The 20,380-nt window shown below is 36.1% G+C and carries 17 protein-coding genes; 6 read left to right on the top strand and 11 right to left on the bottom strand.

The features are described 5' to 3' along the window. From DK866_RS01230 to DK866_RS01245, 4 genes are all read left to right on the top strand, one after another. The gene (locus tag DK866_RS01230; RefSeq protein ID WP_109407391.1) at positions 1–705 is read left to right on the top strand and encodes a LutC/YkgG family protein; all 705 of its coding nucleotides are present in this window, start codon (positions 1–3) and stop codon (positions 703–705) included. 481 nt (positions 706–1,186) lie between these two features. After that, a complete protein-coding gene (locus DK866_RS01235) occupies positions 1,187–1,741 on the top strand; it encodes a hypothetical protein (protein WP_109407392.1) in 555 nt (184 codons plus the stop codon). A gap of 254 nt (positions 1,742–1,995) precedes the next feature. Then, positions 1,996–2,340 (top strand): DMT family protein, encoded by a 345-nt coding sequence (locus DK866_RS01240; protein ID WP_109407393.1) that lies wholly within the window; start codon positions 1,996–1,998, stop codon positions 2,338–2,340. Positions 2,341–2,744: 404 nt separating this feature from the next. Next, entirely contained in the window at positions 2,745–3,128 is a 384-nt protein-coding gene (locus DK866_RS01245) for a YkgJ family cysteine cluster protein (protein WP_109407394.1), read from the top strand. Between the two features lie 481 nt (positions 3,129–3,609). Here the strand turns inward: DK866_RS01245 and DK866_RS01255 are convergent, their stop codons facing one another. The 10 genes from DK866_RS01255 to galE form a co-directional block, all read right to left on the bottom strand. Beyond that, positions 3,610–4,197 carry a DUF1287 domain-containing protein gene (locus DK866_RS01255; protein ID WP_244179633.1) on the bottom strand — a complete coding sequence of 196 codons (588 nt, stop codon included), beginning with the start codon at positions 4,195–4,197 and terminating at the stop codon, positions 3,610–3,612. 203 nt (positions 4,198–4,400) lie between these two features. Then, entirely contained in the window at positions 4,401–5,570 is a 1,170-nt protein-coding gene (locus DK866_RS01260; protein ID WP_109407397.1) for an MFS transporter, read from the bottom strand. A 392-nt stretch (positions 5,571–5,962) separates the two neighbouring features. Continuing rightward, positions 5,963–6,820, bottom strand: a complete 858-nt coding sequence (locus tag DK866_RS01265) for an alpha/beta hydrolase (RefSeq protein WP_244179634.1) — start codon at positions 6,818–6,820, stop codon at positions 5,963–5,965. 115 nt (positions 6,821–6,935) lie between these two features. Beyond that, positions 6,936–8,972: an IreA family TonB-dependent siderophore receptor gene (locus DK866_RS01270; RefSeq protein ID WP_109407399.1), complete on the bottom strand. Its 2,037-nt coding sequence runs from the start codon at positions 8,970–8,972 to the stop codon at positions 6,936–6,938. A 255-nt stretch (positions 8,973–9,227) separates the two neighbouring features. After that, positions 9,228–10,862, bottom strand: a complete 1,635-nt coding sequence (locus tag DK866_RS01275) for a sodium/sugar symporter (RefSeq protein WP_109407400.1) — start codon at positions 10,860–10,862, stop codon at positions 9,228–9,230. A gap of 326 nt (positions 10,863–11,188) precedes the next feature. Further along, a complete protein-coding gene (locus DK866_RS01280) occupies positions 11,189–12,199 on the bottom strand; it encodes a substrate-binding domain-containing protein (protein ID WP_109407551.1) in 1,011 nt (336 codons plus the stop codon). A gap of 181 nt (positions 12,200–12,380) precedes the next feature. Then, positions 12,381–13,451: a galactose-1-epimerase gene (gene galM, locus DK866_RS01285; RefSeq protein ID WP_109407401.1), complete on the bottom strand. Its 1,071-nt coding sequence runs from the start codon at positions 13,449–13,451 to the stop codon at positions 12,381–12,383. Beyond that, positions 13,451–14,611 carry a galactokinase gene (galK, locus tag DK866_RS01290; RefSeq protein ID WP_109407402.1) on the bottom strand — a complete coding sequence of 387 codons (1,161 nt, stop codon included), beginning with the start codon at positions 14,609–14,611 and terminating at the stop codon, positions 13,451–13,453. The genes galM and galK overlap by 1 nt, the downstream gene beginning before the upstream one ends. Before the next feature lie 131 nt (positions 14,612–14,742). After that, on the bottom strand, positions 14,743–15,798 hold the full coding sequence (locus DK866_RS01295) for a UDP-glucose--hexose-1-phosphate uridylyltransferase (RefSeq protein WP_109407403.1): 1,056 nt from the start codon (positions 15,796–15,798) through the stop codon (positions 14,743–14,745). 45 nt (positions 15,799–15,843) lie between these two features. Further along, the gene (gene galE / locus DK866_RS01300) at positions 15,844–16,860 is read right to left on the bottom strand and encodes a UDP-glucose 4-epimerase GalE (RefSeq protein ID WP_109407404.1); all 1,017 of its coding nucleotides are present in this window, start codon (positions 16,858–16,860) and stop codon (positions 15,844–15,846) included. A gap of 579 nt (positions 16,861–17,439) precedes the next feature. Here galE and ghrB point away from each other — a divergent pair. After that, a complete protein-coding gene (gene ghrB, locus DK866_RS01305; protein ID WP_109407405.1) occupies positions 17,440–18,399 on the top strand; it encodes a glyoxylate/hydroxypyruvate reductase GhrB in 960 nt (319 codons plus the stop codon). A gap of 76 nt (positions 18,400–18,475) precedes the next feature. On the opposite strand, the gene DK866_RS01310 is transcribed toward ghrB, so the two are convergent. Next, positions 18,476–19,390: a cation diffusion facilitator family transporter gene (locus DK866_RS01310; protein ID WP_109407552.1), complete on the bottom strand. Its 915-nt coding sequence runs from the start codon at positions 19,388–19,390 to the stop codon at positions 18,476–18,478. A 535-nt stretch (positions 19,391–19,925) separates the two neighbouring features. On the opposite strand from DK866_RS01310, the gene DK866_RS01315 reads away from it, so the two are divergent. Then, positions 19,926–20,363 (top strand): universal stress protein, encoded by a 438-nt coding sequence (locus DK866_RS01315; protein WP_023581562.1) that lies wholly within the window; start codon positions 19,926–19,928, stop codon positions 20,361–20,363. Positions 20,364–20,380: the final 17 nt, after the last annotated feature.

The raw sequence follows: 20,380 nt of genomic DNA on the forward strand, positions 1-20,380 counted from the left end.
ATGTTAAACGAACAAAACCGTAATGAGTTTTTGCAAACTATTGCTGAAAAATTAGGGCGTCCAATTGCGCATAAACCGCAACCACAACCAACTCCAGTGAATAATTTAGCTAAAACACGTTTAGCTAATCTGAATCAAGATGAATTGTGCAAAGAATTTACCGATTTTGCACAAACCCAAATGGTGAAATGTGTTGTTAGTAAACCAGAAGAGCTCATCAATAGCTTAATTGATCTCTGTGAAAGCTATGATTGTAAAGGCTCAGTGGTAATAAGTGGTGATGATCGCCTAAATGCACTAGGTGTAACAAAAGCTATCAGTGAAAAATACGAAACCTATATTTGGAACCCAGAACTTGGTCATGAAAATATTATTCATGCGGAACGCTCTCAAATTGGAATTGTATTTGCAGAAGCAGGTCTGACTGAATCTGGAGGGATTGTCTTATTTTCTTCACCAGAAAAAGGGCGTGCTGTTAGTTTATTACCTGAAACATCAATTGTTATTCTACGTAAAAGTGATATTTTGCCTCGAGTAGCTCAAATTGCTGAACGTTTACATAAAATGGCACAAGAAGGCGTAAGAATGCCGTCTTGTATCAATTTAATTGGTGGTGCAAGTTCTACAGCAGACATTGAATTGATTAAAGTATGGGGGGTTCATGGCCCTGTTCATGCGGCTTATTTGATCATAGAAGATTGTTAATTCAATATAAATCAACAATAAAAAGTACGATAACTAAATAACTTAAAGTCATGGTCAAAGGATTGACCAATATAAAAAGGTTATATAAAACCTTAAAATTACTGATAAAGTTCCCATTTTCAGATGGGAACTTTGATCTACACAATCAATGTGAATAACTTTTCTCAATTTTTTCAGCTCAATACATCACCTTCAATAACCCAATTTTCAAAAAAATTTCAATATTATTGTCTGATAAGTTAATATCATATTAATACAAGTGTTACATCCTCCCTTTAATACTGATAAAAAATTCTTTCAAAAAAAGCTTATTATTTTAATATTTATACTATTAAAAAACATAAAGTAATGTCTAGTTTGAAATCTGATATTAATAAAAACCACCTATTTATAATATTAATAATACTCTTGTTTTATTTATTCCATCATTAATAAAACATAAAGATATTTTAACTTTCAAAATATAAAAAGGTATTAAAAAATGAGAATATCACATATAAATCAATCCCATAGCATCAAAGCGATCAAAGACCCAGAAACGACAAAAACGACAACTATATTAATAAAAAACACTAATTTAAAAATGGGAAGTAATCAACAAAAAATAGAAACATTACGAGAGAAAATATTGTTAGATACCAAGTTAGGTAAAAAGTTAATCAGTATCTTTGTTAATCATCTTATCGAAATTACAAACCAACAAATTAAGAACGAAAAAACAGAAGCTAATCTCTATTCAGAAAAACAAATCAAACTCTTAGGCACCAAAAAAAATAGTATTGATAATAACTTTAAGAAATTAGAAGAAAAATACCAAAAAGCATTTGAATTTACCACACAAAACACAGATGAAATCATACCTAAAATGAATAAAATTCATGACGAAACAATAAAATTAAAAGAAAAAATCACTGAAGAAATTGATATTTATTTTAGCTCTGATGATAAAACTCTTCCTGATAGACTTGAAATTCAGAATTTATCAATGACCAGAATAAATAATTTATTAATAGCCACTCAAAATAAAGATAATTAATTTAAATAGTCGTTATCTTATTATTTCAATAAAGAAAGGTTAATAACCTTTCTTTATTTTAAATAGTATTTAATAATTTAAGTTATTACTCTGCTATTTAATAGTTCAATGTCTGTTTTTTAACATAAAATAATCTCAATGTAAATTACACCATTTTCCTTATCATACTGATAGAAAACCTGCTTTTTTTGCAGTAATCTCATGTCATTATTATTGGCAAAATCGCCAGAAAATCACCCAATGGTATGAGCATAATGTTCTACAAATTTACACCTATCATTCTTCTGATAATTTCTAACATTTTTATGACGTTCGCTTGGTATGGTCATCTAAAATATGGCAATAAACCTCTGATCATCGTCATTCTTCTAAGCTGGTTGATCGCATTTGTTGAGTATTGTTTTGCTGTGCCTGCAAATAGAATTGGCCATAATTATTACAGCGCAGCAGAATTAAAGACCATACAAGAAGTGATCACGTTAACGATTTTTGCTATTTTTTCTGTCACTTATTTAGGCGAAAATTTCACATTAAATCACTTTATTGGTTTTCTTTTAATTGGTGCAGGCGCCTTATTTATTTTTAAAGGCCCTTTTTAAGTCCCCTCCATAAGCAAACAATATAGATCATTTTTCAACCTTATTTGTCTATGCTTTTTTATGCCTTATCAAAAATGATAGGGCTTCTTTTTATTTAAAACCTCAATTTTTGATTGTTTTTAATACTAACTGGGATGTGCTTTTTACAGGTATTAAATAATAAAATCACTTATCATTAAGTCATATAGTCTACATAGCTATTTTTTACAAAATAATAGTCTATTTTGAAATAAATATGTTCTGCATACAGAAACATTTCTCTTGAAAAATATTTTTCATTCGGCGCATAATGATTGCTCTAGGAGAAGCATCGTTTCTCTACCTTTATTTTTGCTTCTCTTAAACGACGGCACCTTTAAAACGTGCTTTTTGTCATTTTAACGTCAGATAAAATGGTATCTGGTATGAGCAAACATTCTAATGATTTTATTTATATGCAGGATAATCCCTGTATGCATTGTGGCGCTTGTTGTGCCTATTTTAGAGTTTCGTTCTATTGGGCTGAAATGGTGAGTGGGGGAGGAGTTGTTCCTGATGAGTTAACTGAGCCACTTACTCCTTTCCTCTCTTGTATGAAAGGCACCAATTCTAAAAAACCGCGTTGTGACAAACTTATTGGAGAAGTGGGTGAGTGTGTAAGTTGTTCTATTTACGAACAGCGCCCTTCCCCTTGTCGTGAGTTTCAACAATCTTGGGTAAATGGTGTTCCTAATGAAGCATGTGATCGTGCTAGAGCTGCTTATGGTCTACCACCATTAACACGCACTACGTTACCTCACTCTGCGTAAGACATCAGAGGGGTTAAGCCCCTCCTGATCATTTAACACTATCCAATCTATTTGTTTTTATAAAAAATAAAATTACATCACAAAAAATCATTATTAAATAATACGTTAGTTTGACTTTATTTTTAAATAACCTAATATATAAGGTAATGAATTAATAATGTGTCTTTTGTGAGGTTTTTTATTTAAAAATAGCAATGAATTTGGGGGGCATTATGATCAGTAGCTCTTTTTTTATCCTTTTCCTTTCTTTTATCTGTTCTACTGCTGTCGTTAGTATGTTACTCGGTGGCTTAGAGGAATAATTATGAATATTTCTGATGAAAATATTCTTTCCCAGAAATAATGCCCATACTTTACATAAAATTAGTATGGGCATTATTTTACTTATCGTTTAGTTTTTAGATTTATTTTGTTGTTATTACTTCTATTTTATTTTTTATAAAAATTAAAAGTTTCTATTTTCTCTAATACCTGTTTTTATTTAGTAAACAAAATGCCCCGTTATTTTCCATGAAAATAAAACATCTTCGGCAACTTGTCCAAAGCCAATATTATGCATGACAAGATAACGTTGATTGTCCCAACTTTTTTTATTTACCACGATACCAATATGAGGACGACCGTTGTCTAAACGCCAACTAACGATATCACCGGGTACATAATCTTCTGCATTTTTGGTAATAGGCTTTACTTTGCCTTTTCGTGAGAAAAAAACCTCCAAATTAGGCACTCTACGGTGATCTATATTTGTATCTGGCTTATTCAATCCCCACATCCGTTTACTCGGATAAGCTGAAAAATTTGCCTTAATATCTTCATGCAGTAATTTTTGTAGATCGATATCAATTCCACGATAACTACGAATAATAACGTCGCTACAAACCCCTTTATAAGCAGGAACATCACCATTTGGGTAATCTATTTTGCGATAATCAGAGTCATAGATTACGACTCTTGGTAAATCAGCGGCATATTCCACCAGCTTTTTATTTTGCTCTGCCGTTATTGCTTTGGCACTTGAAAAAGGAATAATTAATAGAAGTAAAAAGCAGGGTACCGTTATTTTCATTATATAATCTCCATGAAAAGTTAAATCCATTATCTTTACAGAAGGGATTGGGTGATCTGTTTATACTGATAAAATACAGTATAAAAATATAAGTGGAATCTTAATTCATTTTTAAATATAACATAAAAAAACCGAGCTACTTTTTACAGTAAGCTCGGCTGATAATAAAATGAAAGAGAAAAAGATCAAAGTAAAAGAAATTGTTAGTTCAACACAATATGGCTTTTGCGCCGTAAGCTGGCAAAAAGCATATAAATCGCTGTCACTAATAACACCACAAAGAAGAAGTTCATAATGCCATTATTAGCAGCTTGGGCCATAAACATTCCTGCACCTAAAGGTCCAATGGCAGAACCAATGCTATAACTTAATAACATGACTTGTGTGATTGCAACAATATAGCTTGCATTAACATGATCACACGCCAAAGTGATAGCGATAGGATAAAGTGCAAAAGAAGACATTCCCAATAACGCCAGTGCTATTATAAGCACCATATAATCGTTAGAAAGATAAGTCAGCCCCATAGCAAACACGCCCACTAAACACATCATCGCTAATAACAACGTTTTGCTGATAGCCACAGACAACTTACTAATAATAGGCTGAATTACCATTCCACCTAAAATAATTGCTGCCATCAACACACCTATTTGGTCTGTTGTAAATTGCCCTTGGTTTAATGCTAAGGGCATCATGCCATAAATGCTTCCCATCACCACACCAGAGACCATACAGCCCACTAAAGCAGCTTTATTTAAACGGCGCATTTGTTTAAGTGATAAACTTTTATGGTCATGCCCTTGGGGTTGCCCTTGTTTAAAAAACAGAGGCGGTAATACTGCAATTAATAACAAGGCTAATACCGTCATAAACGGAATTGCACCTTGTGTGCCAATTGCACCAATCGCTAACTGTCCTAATGTTGTGCCACCATACAGCGAGGTCATATAAAAACCTAAGCGTTTAGCCCGCTCTTTAGGATTATCGCCAATTAATAACCATGACTCGACCACAACAAAAATACCAGCAACCGCCATACCACCAATAAAACGAAAAACCATCCATACTGATAAATAAGGCATTAAAGGTAATATACCGACAGTTACTGCCAATAATAATAAAAATACGACGAAAGAAAGACGATGCCCTATTCTTGCAATAATAGGTTCTATCATCACTGAACCTATTAATAATCCGATAAAATAAATACTTGCTAACCAGCTAGCATAGAGTGTATCCATTCCAAAACTGTCCATAGACAGTGGAATTAAACTCATTAAATAGCCTGACGCGATAGCAAATACCGTTAACCCAGCTACAGGTACTAGTGTACTGTCGCCTTGATGTACCAAAGTAGTGTTCTGTTTCACTACCCTCGTCTCCACAATCAAAACGGTTGATAATGCGCTGTTTTCTCGATGCCTGATAGAGGCAATTTTTTTATCTAGGAAAGATAAAAGAAACTAAGGTGAAAACAGTGGATGGCGTCCCTAAATTCAGGAGACGCGAATATAGCGCTTAAACTGCCATAAATAAAATTATAAAATCTAATGCCAACAAACAATTTTATTTATATCAATCACGATTATCGTCTTTTCCTACAAAAAAGAAATAGCTTGGTTAAGATATTTATTTTAATAAAAAGATAAGTCTTTTTTATTAAAATTATTACGGATAAATACGTATTCGGTAAAATAAAAAATTGTTATAGCTATCCTATTGTTATCGAATAGGATAGCTAAACTTAAAGAAGTTATGGTGTTTATTTCATGCTTTTTTCTAAAGCAATATTGATGGCATCAGGAATTGAACCACCATGGCCTTTACCTTCAAATAGATAAAATTCACACTGTTTTCCTTCATCCAATAAATATTGGCATAACTGGCGTTGCGTTAACCAACTACTGCGTTCTTGATAATTTTTTTGTTGTTCTTCACTTAATTTACTTAAATCTGGTTTTTCTTCTCTTTCACCTAGCGTTATTGCAATGGAAATGTCATTAGGGATGGCCTTCCATTGCTCTTTTTTTACCCATTCACCGTTTCCCCACCATAAAGAAGGGCTTGCTGCTATATAACGTTGGAATGTATCTGGATGATTAAATAAAACGTACAACGTAAATACACCACCAAAAGAGTGACCAAAAAGAGATTGCTGGGTAACTGAAATATTCTCTTTCGCAAGTTGTTCAAACGCATAAGGCCTGACTTGCGTTAAGATAAAATGATAAAAATTCTCTGCATTTCCACCACGGTCAAATGCTTCACCTTTTACACTTGGCGTATAATCATGCGTTCTTTCTGTAATAAAATAGGCCTTATCTCCCACATAGCCCACACTAATAATCGCAGGCAATGGGCTATTTTTTTGTTTTATGGCTTCATTGACCATCAATGGAAATTGCGCATTACCATCAACACCATAAATTAATGTGGTCTTTGTTGTATTTTTAGGTACAGCAAGAAAAAGGCGATATTGTTTGCCTTCATAAGCGACTTCTTTTTGTGTGATTTGATAATAAGATTGTGCTTGATCTTCAATCTTAGGCACTTCTTGGTTTGGTCTGGCTTGAGCAACCGCAGATAACATAATCATTCCACATAACATTAGTATTCGCATAAATCAGATACTCTGTCAGTAATATAAAAAGGTGAACAGTTAAACTGAAAATAATAGAAAGTGATAAAAAAATAAACCCCATATAAATACGGGGTTTATTTCAATTTAGACTCAATTAGAAACTATATTTAATGTTCGCCCAATAACGACGTCCTTCATCAACTACCCAGTTACCGCCTTTATCATTCACAGCAGGGCCTGTTTCATCTGTAATATTTAATACCGCAAAGTTAAACATGGTATTTTTATTAAAGTTGTAGGTCATCCCTAAATCAAAGGTTGTGTAGCCACTACGATAACGCGCACCTGTGTAACCATTACGTTGAGCCGCCCAAATTTGTTTGCCCGTATAAGCCGTATTGGCATAAAAACTGGTCGCTTCATCAAACTGCCAATCAACACGCGCGTTCGCACTGTGTTTAGGTGTTAAATCTAATGGGTAGCCTTTTAGTGATTCACCAGAGCCTAGTTTTTCATCATCACTTTTACGTTCTGAATCAATATAGGTGTAGTTAGCATTGACATGCCAGCTTTCTGTAATTGGGAAACCAACCGCAGTTTCAATCCCTTTAATATTGGCTTTACCCACATTATCGTATTGGTACAGTTTTAAACCTGTAATTGGATCTATTTCACCTGAGTCATAGTTCGTTAACTTATCTTTAAAATCAGTATTAAAGAAAGTCACACTCGCAGTCACACCATCTCCATTATCATAACCAATACCAATTTCTTGGCTGACTGATGTTTCAGGTTTTAAATCACGATTACCGTACATAATTGCACGGCCTTTTTCTGTTGAAGTGCCATATTCAGGGCTAATTTCACGCAGGCTTGGTGCTTTAAAGGCTTTCGCCACGCCCCCTTTTAAGGTGAATTCATCCGTTAAATGATAAACAGCATAGGCTCTTGGGCTCCAGTGATTACCGTAATACTCGTGATCATCAAGGCGCACACCGCCGGTTAACGCAAGATTGTCTGTTACGCTATATTCATCTTCAAGGAATAACGCTTTTTGATCCGCAGTAATAGTGGATTGTTTAATGCCTGAGCCAGTAGATGATTCATCTTTTAAGCGCGAGTATTGATATTGACCACCAAAGGTCATCACGTTATCAGGTAAAAATGCAGTAAATTTCGCATCAAAAACGGTGTTAGTGATTTCAGGACGACGATCTTCGTAATACTCTTCACGCTCCTTCGTCGTTTTATCAATCATTTCTGTTTTGGTAATACGCTTAGTTTGTTCTTGATACACACTTAATTCTGAATGCAGAATATCAAACTGATTTTTATAAGTTAATGCCCAGTGATTACGGTCATTATTGGTTTCTAACATTTTATTTTCATCCGCTTTGCCGCCACGGATAGTAAATTCACTCATGGATTTACCTGGAGTCGTTGTACGCTGTAACGTATTGCGGCCTGCTTCTAATAAAATGGTTTGATTATCAGTTGGTGTAAATGCCAATTTCGCTGTAATGTTTTTATTGTCATTGCGACCTTGGCCATAAGTAATTTTATCTTCTGCACGTAAGTAGCTACTGCCATAAAGCTGTAAGCCTAGTTTATCTTCAATTAAAGGCCCTGAAAGATAAAAATCACCATTGATAGAATCGCCAGCATCACGGTTATGTTGCAACGTACCGCCAAGTGCAACAGAGCCATGCCACTCTTTTGTTACTGGTTTGGTGATGATATTGATAACACCCCCCATTGCATCAGAGCCATATAGTGATGACATTGGTCCGCGGATAACTTCTATGCGTTCGATCGCATCTGCGGGTGGAATAAAACCACCTTCATAACCACCACTCCCATTTGGGCGCGACTCGCGGCTATTTTGACGGCGGCCATCAACTAAAATAAGCGTGTATTCACCTGGCAAACCACGCATCGTGATTTCTTGTTTATTGGCATTACCGTTAATGCTAACACCTTCAACCCCTTTTACAGCATCAGCTAAATCATGAACCGGTTTCTTTGCAAGTTGTTCTTTGCTAATCACAGTGATACTTGCTGGTGCATCTGTAATTTGTTGAGCAAAACCTGATGCTGATACAACAAGTTTTTCTTCTTTATTTTCTTGTGCATACAGCGGATAAGAGGCAGATAAAATACAGGCTGTTAAAACACCTATTTTAAAGTTCATAGTGGTTCCCTGAAATTATAACGGTTATAGTAATGAGAATGATTAATATTAGCTTAATCAAATATTCATGAGAATGATTTTCTTTTCATATTTAGTGTTTTTTTTTAATCTGTATCAAAGCAAATCAGCACCATTTTCGCTAGGCCACTTTATAAACAATTTCAGATGTAAAAAAGCAGAAGGTATTAACCCTCTGCTTTCTTCTTTTGTAGGATATTTTTAGATTTAACGGATCAACAAATCATCACGCTGTTATTACCAGAACACAGCATAAAGTACACATAATATAACCATGATGGCATAGGAAGCGATGTTGAATCCGCTTTGTGTTTTAAAGGTCTTATCTGTTAATGCAATCGCCCCTACGCTGTCATCTGTTTTCGTTGAGGTTAAGCTTACTAAACCAATCACGACAGTTGTAAACATAAAGGTGTACATCATTTGATCAAGGAATGGCATACCTAAAGGCATTAATTTTAGGAATAGAGCAAATGGTATAGATAAAACCACACCAATAATTGCACCTTTTGCGTTTGTTTTTTTCCAGAATAAGCCTAATAGGAATACAGCTAAAATACCTGGGCTTACTAAGCCAGTATATTCTTGAATATATTGGAATGCCTGATCGATACCACCCAATAATGGTGCAATAAAACAAGCAATAATCAGAGCAACAACCGCACTGATACGCCCCACATTCACTAAGCGTGTTTCAGAAGCTTTAGGTCCAACATATTCTTTATAAATATCCATCGTGAAAATAGTCGCGATAGAGTTAAGCATGGATGCTAAAGACGAAACAATAGCCGCCGCAAGCGCTGCAAAAACAACGCCTTTTGCACCTACAGGCAAGAACTGTGTTAACCAAGGATAGGCTTTGTCAGCTTGTGCTAGCGTTGGAATATGCTGTGGAGCCATTGTGCCTAACCCTGCCATTAAGTCTGGATTAGTAGTAATAACAAATGCGGCAATCCCGGGAACAACGACAAGAACAGGAACAATTAATTTTAAGAATGCAGCAAACACTAGTCCTTTTTGTGCTTCATTTATAGATTTAGCAGCTAAAGCACGCTGAATAATGTATTGGTTAAAACCCCAATAATAAAGGTTAGCAACCCATAAACCACCAATTAGCACAGCGATACCTGGTAAGTTCATAAACTGCGGATTATCTTTTTCTAAGATCATTTTAAAGTGATCGGGCGCGGCTTGTGTCATTTTGCTTAAGCCTTCCATGATCCCGCCATCACCACCGATATAGCTGACAGCTAATACCGTGGTAAATAAACCACCGAGAATTAGGAAGAATACTTGCACCACGTCTGTCCACGCAACGGCAGAAAGGCCACCATAAAGTGAATAAACAACGGCAAATAATGCCAAACCAATAATGGCATACATCATTGGTACACCTAAAATAGTTTCTAGTGCCAATGAGCCTAAATAAAGTACAGATGTTAAGTTAACAAAGATAAATAATGCGAGCCAGAATACCGCGAGGATCGTTTTTAGGTTACGGCTTTTAAATCGATTCTCAACAAATTCAGGAATGGTATAAATACCTTTTTCGATAAATACAGGTAAAAAATACTTCGCCACAATAATCAGTGTCAGTGCAGCCATCCATTCATAAGAAGCAATAGCAAGACCAATAGAGAAACCAGAACCTGACATACCAATAAATTGTTCTGCTGAAATATTAGCGGCAATAAGCGAAGAACCAATTGCCCACCAAGGAAGGGTTTTACCTGCTAAGAAATAGTCCTTTGTTCCTTTTTTCTCACCATCCTTTGAACGAGAAACCCACAATCCTAGACTAATAATGATGACAACATAGAGGGCAAAAATTGCATAGTCTATTGTGCTTAATCCAACACCTTCTGTATGCATAATATTTTCCTTTCAGACCCATAGAGAGAATAGATTTTTAATGTAAACGTTTTCACAATCTTTTTCCGTTACTCCCTTCACAATTTTGTCGCTTATGTTACGTAAATGCATCTAAAAATAAAAAACAAACGATTACTATGACGAGTAAAGCCAAATTATCACTAAAAATTCTCTCTTAATATTTATCTAAGAAGAAAGTATCTTAAAATAAAATTTAAAAAAACATTAAAGTGATAACGATTACACAAGTTAAGTAAGAATGGCTTTTAAGGTGATGATGATCCTCATTAAGAGGATCGACAATATTATAAAAATAAGTGGTGTGGTTAAGAGAGATGGCTAAGATTAAAAACAGAATTACGTTGAACTAAAGTAGGTGAAAAAATACGTTGTTTTTGTTCGAGGACTTCACCTTTAGATAGTCTAATCGCCAACGTAGCAGCCTGTTCGGCCATCATTTGTACCGGATAACGCACGGTTGTTAAGCGAGGATGGATATAACGAGCAATTAATACATCATCAAAACCAATAACAGAGATTTTTTCAGGTACAGGGATCTCATTTTCATCGAGAACAGATAAAGCACCAGCAGCCATAAAATCGTTGTAAGTCACTACGGCTGTAAAATCGATTGATTTCGTTAATAGGTGCATCATTGCTTTTTCACCGCCTTCACCTTCAGGCTCACCATACTCAATATAACTTTCGGGCAATATGATGTTATTGGCTTCAAGAGCAGCCTTATAACCCGCAAGGCGTTGAGTAGTATCCTCAATATGATGCGTGGAAGAGATATAAGCAATCTTGGTGTGCCCTTGGCGAATAAGATGTTCTGTTGCCATCCATGCCCCTTTGTAATTATCTAAAGCGACACAGCGTTCCGCAATTTCAGGAATAAAGCGGTTAATCAGTACCATACTTTTGACTTCATGAGCATAAGCTAGTAATTCTTCATCAGAGAGTGCTTTTGAGTGGATCACTAAACCATCACAGCGACTATTAATTAACAACTCTATAGATTGACGTTCGTCTTGTGCATCATGATAGCCATTACACACCAAAATATGTTTGCCCGCTTGTCTTGCCACATTATCAACCGCTTTCACCAATGTGCCAAAAAAGGGATCAGAAACATCATGGACTAAGACACCTAAAGTTTGTGTACTTTGACTGACCAATGCTCTAGCCGCTGCATTAGGTCGATAACCTAGTTTTTGCATTGCCGCATTAACTGTTTCTACTGATGTCTTACTTGCTTTCGGCGAGTTATTAATGACTCTTGACACCGTAGCAACAGAAACTCCCGCTTCTTTTGCTACATCTTTGATAGTCGCCATATCCACCTCATGGATCACCTTTCTTTATTATCAAAAAATAACGGGTTGTTAATCTAAGATTAAAGAAAAAAGGAAATAATAAAATTTAAGTGGCTTGATTATCAGCGAAGAAGTGAAATTTAAAAAGTAAAAAGATCAAATAAATAGTGAAAAGGAAAGCGTTTACACTTTCCTTTTATTGTTAAGAGTAAAACTTATAGATAGTTTGGCTATTCCATGGCGTATTCGCAGGTAAAACACCTTGATTTTCATGCCATTCAGGGTGATTCGGCCCATCAGGAAAGTATTGTGTCTCTAAAGCTAATCCAGAATAATTACCATAACGGCGACTTTTTCCTTTTATTCCAGCTAAAAAGTTACCTGTATAGAATTGAACAGAAGGCAGAGTAGTAAAAACATCCATTTTAAGCTCGCCTTCAGGTGCAATGACCGTTGCAATAGGTGCTTTATCGTCGATAGCCTGTTTATCTAAAATAAATGCATGATCATAACCACTCGCTGCTTTTTGACACTCATCAACCATAAAATCAAGACCGATGCGTTTTAATTTACAAAAATCAAATCCTGTTCCTACAACGCTCACAAACTCTCCAGTAGGAATATTGCCTTCGCCATTTTTCAAATAATGAGAAGCGCAGATTTTTAAATCGTGCTCAAGCGCTGTGCGTTCAGTGTGTTCACCTGCAAGGTTAAAATAGGCATGGTTAGTTAAACTAAGTGGCGTGGTTTTATCACTTATTGCCTGATAATCGATACAAACTTCATTATTATCAGTGAGTGTATAAGTCACACTAGCTTTGAGTGTACCGGGAAAACCTTGGTCACCATCATTTGAAATCAATGAAAAGGTCACTGATTGAGATGATTGTGCCGTGATCCCCCAACGACGATGACTGAAGTTTTGTTTACCACCATGTAATGTGTTTTTACCTTCATTAGCACTAATTTGATATTCTTGCCCTTCTAATACGAATTTTGCACCAGCAATACGATTGGCAAAACGCCCTACTGTGGCCCCCAAATAAGCTGTTTGCTGTTTATGGGTATTCATATCTGCAGAGCCTAACAAAACATCTCGACGGTATCCATTAACAGGTACAATACAAGTTAACCAAGTCGCACCAATATCCATTAAAGAAATAGACATACCAAAACGATTTTTAAGCACGACAACTTGTGCAGGATTTCCGTCTGATGCAGGTTGTGCAGTCATTTGTTCTGGCTCTAGAAATCGAATTTCATTAGTCGCCATTATTTTGCCTCCGAATAGCCCGCCCCTTGGCTTGCAGAGCAGACATAAATAGTTTCTTTCAACCCTGTTAAGGCTTCATATTGCGCTTTAACAGAGTCAACGACCTTATCCACTAAATCTGGTGTCACTAATGCTACGACACAACCGCCAAATCCACCACCAGTCATTCTCACACCACCACGAACACCGATCACCGATTTCACTATTTCAACCAATGAATCAACCTCTTTGACTGTGATTTCAAAATCATCACGCATTGAGTGATGTGATTGCATCATTAATTGACTCAATGTGGTTAAATCACCACGACGTAAGGCTTCTGCAGCATCTAATGTACGACTATTTTCAGTAATAACATGGCGTGCCCGACGATAAACCACATCACTCATTACTGCTTTTTTAGCGAGTAGATCCTCTAATGTGGCATCTCTTAATGCAGTCACATTTAAAATATGAGCAGCCTCTTCACACTGTTGGCGACGGGTATTGTATTCGCTATCAACTAAGCCACGCTTTTTATTGGTATTGATAATCATCACAACCATATTTTCGGGCATCGTTACGGCAGATGTTTCTAGTGAACGACAATCGATTAATAGTGCATGATTTTCTTCACCACAAGCCGAAATAAGCTGATCCATAATGCCACAGTTACAGCCAACAAATTGGTTTTCTGCTTTTTGGCCATTTAATGCGATCTCTTTTTGGCTAATAGGTAATTGATAAAGTGTTTTAAGCGTTTGACCAATAGCCACTTCTAACGCAGCGGAGGAGCTTAATCCCGCGCCTTGAGGGACATTTCCTGATATTGCGATATCCATACCATGAAAAGAATAATTGTCTTTTTGTAGAAAATGAATAACACCCCGAACATAATTCGCCCACATTTTATTAGGTAAAAATTCGATGGTGTTATCGAGGCTAAATTCATCAACCTCATTTTGGTAATCAACTGCAATCACTCGAATAATGTTATCTTCTCGTTTTGCTGCGGCGACGACCATTTGATAATTAATAGCACAAGGTAAAACAAAACCATCATTATAATCAGTGTGTTCACCAATAAGATTTACTCTTCCTGGCGCTTGAATAAAATGTGTAGGCGCATAACCAAAAATAGATGTAAATGAACGAGTCACATTATTAATAAGTGCCTGCATAATAAATCCTTAGCTTAAAATTAAGTAATAAAATCCCACCACATCATTATGTAAATAATGAGATGTTTGGTTTAATTTATTTGGTGCGCAAAAAGCAGATTAACTAAAATACCTTGCCATATTGCAGGTTATTAACGTTGCTCTTTATAATGAATGTCACTTAATTGACGTAAATTATTTGCCGCTTGTTCTGGTGTTAGGTCTCTTTGCGATTCCGCCAGCATTTCATATCCCACCATATATTTACGCACAGTGGCTGAACGTAATAATGGCGGGTAATAAAGTGCATGTAATTGCCAATGATCGGTATTTCTGCTGTCTTTAAAAGATGGCGCAAAATGCCACCCCATTGAATAAGGGAAAGAGCAATGAAATAAATTGTCATAACGGCTGGTTAGTTTTTTCATTGCAATAGCCAGATCATCGCGTTGAGTACTATTTAACTCACTCATTCGACGAATATGCGTTTTAGGTAATAACATTGTTTCATAAGGCCAAGCTGCCCAATAAGGTACTATTGCCAGCCAATGCTCAGTTTCAACAACGGTTCGACTTGCGTCTTTACATTCAGCATCAACATAATCAATTAATAAATTACGCCCGTATTTTTCAAAATACGTTTTCAAATGTGTATCTTTTTTCGCTAATTCATTAGGTAAGAAATCACTCGCCCAAATTTGCCCATGAGGATGCGGTTGGGAACATCCCATTGTTTCACCTTTATTCTCGAACACTTGAACCCAAAGGTATTCTTTACTGAGCTCTTCTATTTGGTTATCCCAAGTATCGACAATTTTACGTAAGCTACTTAAAGGCAATTCAGGTATTGTTTTTCCATGATCAGGCGAAAAACAGATAACGCGACTAATTCCTCTTACTGCTTGTGTTTGAAATAAAGGATTTGATGAAGGATCAACATCATATTCATCTTGTAATAACGCGGAGTGATCGTTATTAAAGACATACGTTCCGGTATAATCTGGATTTTGATCACCAGAAACACGTATATTATTTGGGCACAAATAACAATGCGGATCATAAGAGGGAAGGGTCGCAATCTGAGGTTTTTCATCTTTACCATTCCAAGGTCGTTTCGCTCTATGAGGTGAAACCAAAATCCACTGATCAGTGAGTGGATTATAGCGACGATGAGGATGTTCAACAGGATCAAAAATCAGTTTTGACATAACCTTCTCTCTTATTTATTCAAGATTATCTGAATACTGTAAATCTTATTTCAGATAACCATTTGGGTTTTGTGACTGCCAACGCCAAGCATCAGCAGCCATATCATCAATTGAACGAATGGCTTTCCAATGCAAATCTCTCTCTGCTTTTGCGGGGCTTGACCAACATTCAGCGATATCACCAGGGCGGCGAGCTTGTAGTTGATAAGGGATCGGTTTACCACTGGCTTTACGAAATGCTTCAATCATTTCTATCACGCTCGTGCCGTTACCCGTTCCTAAATTATAAATATGAAGACCTGCTTTTTTACCTAATGCATTTAACGCAGCGATATGGCCATCCGCCAGATCCATAACATGAATGTAATCACGAACCCCTGTGCCGTCTTTTGTTGGGTAGTCATTACCAAACACAGCAACGTGTTCACGACGACCAATAGCGACTTGAGAAATATATGGCGTTAAATTGTTTGGAATACCTTTAGGATCTTCTCCCATCGTGCCTGATGGATGGGCACCAACAGGATTAAAGTAGCGCAGTAAACTGATAGACCAGCTCTCATCAGCAACATATAAATCAGATAAAATACGCTCAACCATATATTTACTGGTGCCATATGGATTGGTTGTACCACCAACAGGTGAATCTTCATTAATAGGTACAGATTGAGGATCTCCATAAACCGTTGCTGACGAGCTAAAAATAATACTTTTAACACCAGCATCTCGCATGCAGCGCACTAACACCAATGTGCCATTAACATTGTTGTCATAATATTCAATCGGCTTTTGAACAGATTCACCTACTGCTTTCAATCCTGCAAAATGAATAACAGATTGAATTGTATGTTTAGCAAAAATTGATGCTAATAATTGATCATTACGAATATCACCATTGTAGAACAGTGGGCGTTTACCGGTTAATGCTTCAACGCGGTTAAGCACTTCATCATTCGCATTGCTAAGGTTATCTAAAATAATTGGGGTCATACCAGCTTCAATCATTTGAACGCAAGTATGACTACCAATATATCCCATGCCACCTGTCACTAATATTTCCACATTCACCTCTTTTGATTCAATTCAACGGAAAAGAGCAAGACGGTTTCTGTTCACTGACACAGAGTTTAACAAGATCAACAAAATAATTTCGTGATCAAACCGACATTTAATGTAAACGTTTACACTCTTTTCGCACACACTTATATTTTATAAAAACCTTAATTTAGAATTGTATTACAGCAAGTTAATAAAGCATGTAATACATCCCACCTCTTTATCACTAAAAACAACACCCAGAAAAAGTAAACGATTACATCCAAAATAATCAGTTAATTACATGATAAAACTGACATTCAATACGTTTTATCATACCTTATTAAGCTCCCCGCTAATATGTTTAAGCGGGATAAGAACACTCCCCCTCTAGATAATTCGGGGAAAAACGAGTCAACGACTACATACAATAATCACCATTAATAAGCACATTGAATATATACTCTAAATAATTCAAGTCACCGCTAAGCGACAAGTAAATGAGTTGCTAGGAGCATGCATTAGTATGTGACTAGTGCGAATAAACGCATGTAGTTTGAAGTATGACGAGTATTGAAGTATGACAAGTATTGAATGGAGAACATAATGAAACCGATTGTCTTGCTCTACCAAAATCTACCCGAAACACTGTACAAAAAACTGTCTAACTTTGCTGATATCAAACAATTTAACACGCTCTCTTTAGACTCGAATGATTTTCGTTCAGCACTTGCCAATGCTTCTGGATTACTAGGCGCTGGTGGCAATATTGATAAAAATTTTATAGACCACGCCCCTCATTTAAAAACGGTTTCAACCGTTTCGGTTGGCTATGATAATGTTGATGTTAACGCACTAACTAAACGCAATATAAAGCTAATGCACACGCCAACCGTACTAACAGACACCGTTGCTGACACTATGATGGCATTAGTGCTTGCTGTATCAAGACGTATCCCAGAGCTCGCAGATAATGTTAAACAAGGTTTATGGGTTAAAGGTATCACACCAGATTGGTACGGTACTGATGTTCATCATAAAACCATGGGTATTCTTGGTATGGGCCGAATTGGTAAAGCATTGGCACAACGCGCCCACTTTGGTTTTAATATGAATATTCTTTATCACTCAAGGACAGAATATACTGATGCAAATGACCGTTTTGATGCTAAGTATTGTGATTTAGATACGCTACTACAGCAATCTGATTTTGTGTGTATCACCTTACCATTAACACCAGAAACACATCATTTAATAAGCCAAAATCAATTTTCGATGATGAAGCCCGACGCTTATTTAATTAATGCAGGTAGAGGAGCTGTTGTTGATGAAAAAGCATTAATTAATGCGCTAGAACAAAAAGAAATTGCAGGTGCTGGACTTGATGTTTTTGAAACAGAGCCACTGTCGCTGTCATCACCTTTATTGAGCATGAAAAATGTGGTTGCCGTTCCACATATTGGATCTGCGACAAAAGAAACTCGCTACGCAATGGCCGAATGTGCGGTAGATAATCTGATTGCGGCACTGAGTGATAACGTAAAAGAAAACTGTGTTAATTTCTAAAGTAGTAAATAGATCTTTTTTAGGTACAAAAAAAGGTAATGGAAATTTACCATTACCTTTTTATCATATTTTTAATTTAAGCAGGATCTACGTGAGCCATCACACTTAATATCTGCTTATTTTGCAAAACATTATTGCGAGCACTAACGACAATCTCATGGCTTTCGCTAACAGTGAGATCCCCTTTTATTTCAAGATGTACATCTACCAATAAATAATCACCTGAACGGCGGGTTTTTAAATCATGCACACCTTGCACACCTGGGGTTGTAATCAGTTTCTGTTTAATTTCTTCCAAGGTTTCTTCGTCTGCCCCTCTGTCCATTAAATCTTGCAAGGCTTGATAAGTAAAACGCCATCCCATACGGCCAACAAATAAACCTACAATTAATGCTGCAAGCGGATCGAAGAGCTTAAATCCAGCAAGACTACCAAGAATACCAATAGCAACAACTAATGAAGAGGCGGCATCTGAGCGCGCATGCCATGCATTCGCGACCAGCATATTAGAATCTACTTTTTTAGCGACACCAAGCATGTAACGAAAAAGCCCTTCTTTGGCCGCTAACGCTAATAAAGCAACATACAATGCAACGCGATGGACTTCAGGAATAGTTGAGGGATCTAAAACTTTATGGATTGCAGAAACCACCATTCCTAAGCCGACAATTAATAAAATAGTTCCAAGGATAAGTGAAGCTGCGTTTTCATAACGCAGATGACCATAAGGGTGATCTGCGTCAGGTTGTTTTTGACTGCCTTTATTAGCAATTAAAACAACAAAATCAGCAATAAGATCAGAAAGTGAGTGAATACCATCTGCAATTAAGCCTTGAGAGTGTGAGAAAAAACCTACGGTAATTTGCCAAATGGATAAAAAAATATTAACAAAAACGCTCACTAACGTGCTTTTTTTAGCTGCTTTAAACTTTTCAGACTGCGTATTACTAGCCCGATCCAACTCAATATCATCAATGTGATTATGTGTCATAATAATAATCTTATTTGGTTTTAAATAGCCTACTCTATTTATAATAGCTAAATAGAGTTCCATAGGTTATTTCAGGTTCCATAACTCATTGGTGAGGATAAAGGACGACTCTGAATAACAATCCAGTTTAGGGACTAAGATTGCTGTCCAGACATCATATTGAGATGTCATTACCTATTAATATGCCATATTTAATTCTTTATGTCTCTTATTTTTACTAATAAAATCTTATAGATACAGAACAATAATATAATTGATAATCATTCTTTTATGCATTTTCTCTTTGAGAACAAGGTAAAGATTTTTTATTTTTAAGACGATATTATTAATTGCTTTTCTGTCAGTAAGTTAAGGTGTATAACTTATTTTAATTATATTTTTGATATTATTTCAGCCAGTATTTACTTTTTTATGATTTATAATGTAAAGCAGTAAATAATCATTCTCACTCTTATTTAAAACACAGATCACAGCTATTTTTCACTATTATGTAATAATAGTAAATATTTTAAACTAACGCTAAGTGAGGTTTGTAATGTATAAGAAAATCCTAGTTCCTATTGATATTTTAGAAGATGAACTTTCTCAGGAACTGATCGCTCACATTGAACAAATTGCAAAGGTGGGTAAACCTGAGATCCACTTCCTCACCGTTATCCCTAACGCCGAACTTTTCTTTGGTATTGAATTTGCGGCTATTCCTGAAAAATTCAAAGATTCATCAGAACGCACTCGTCTTGCTTTTGTCGCACTACAAGAAATGATCAAAGATGCGAAAATTCCTGATGAGCAAATTATATGTAATGTGGGTGTTGGTAATGCAAAAGATGAAATTTTAGAATATGCCCGCCACATTGACGCTGATTTAATTGCGATTGCTTCGCATCGACCTAATGTTTCATCCTACTTATTAGGTTCAACAGCATCATCTATTGTACGTCATGCAAAAATGTCAGTTTTAGTTATCCGTTAATCTGTCACTTCAATAAT

Source organism: Proteus genomosp. 4 str. ATCC 51469, assembly GCF_003144375.1.
In the GTDB taxonomy this organism is placed as follows: Bacteria; Pseudomonadota; Gammaproteobacteria; order Enterobacterales; family Enterobacteriaceae; genus Proteus.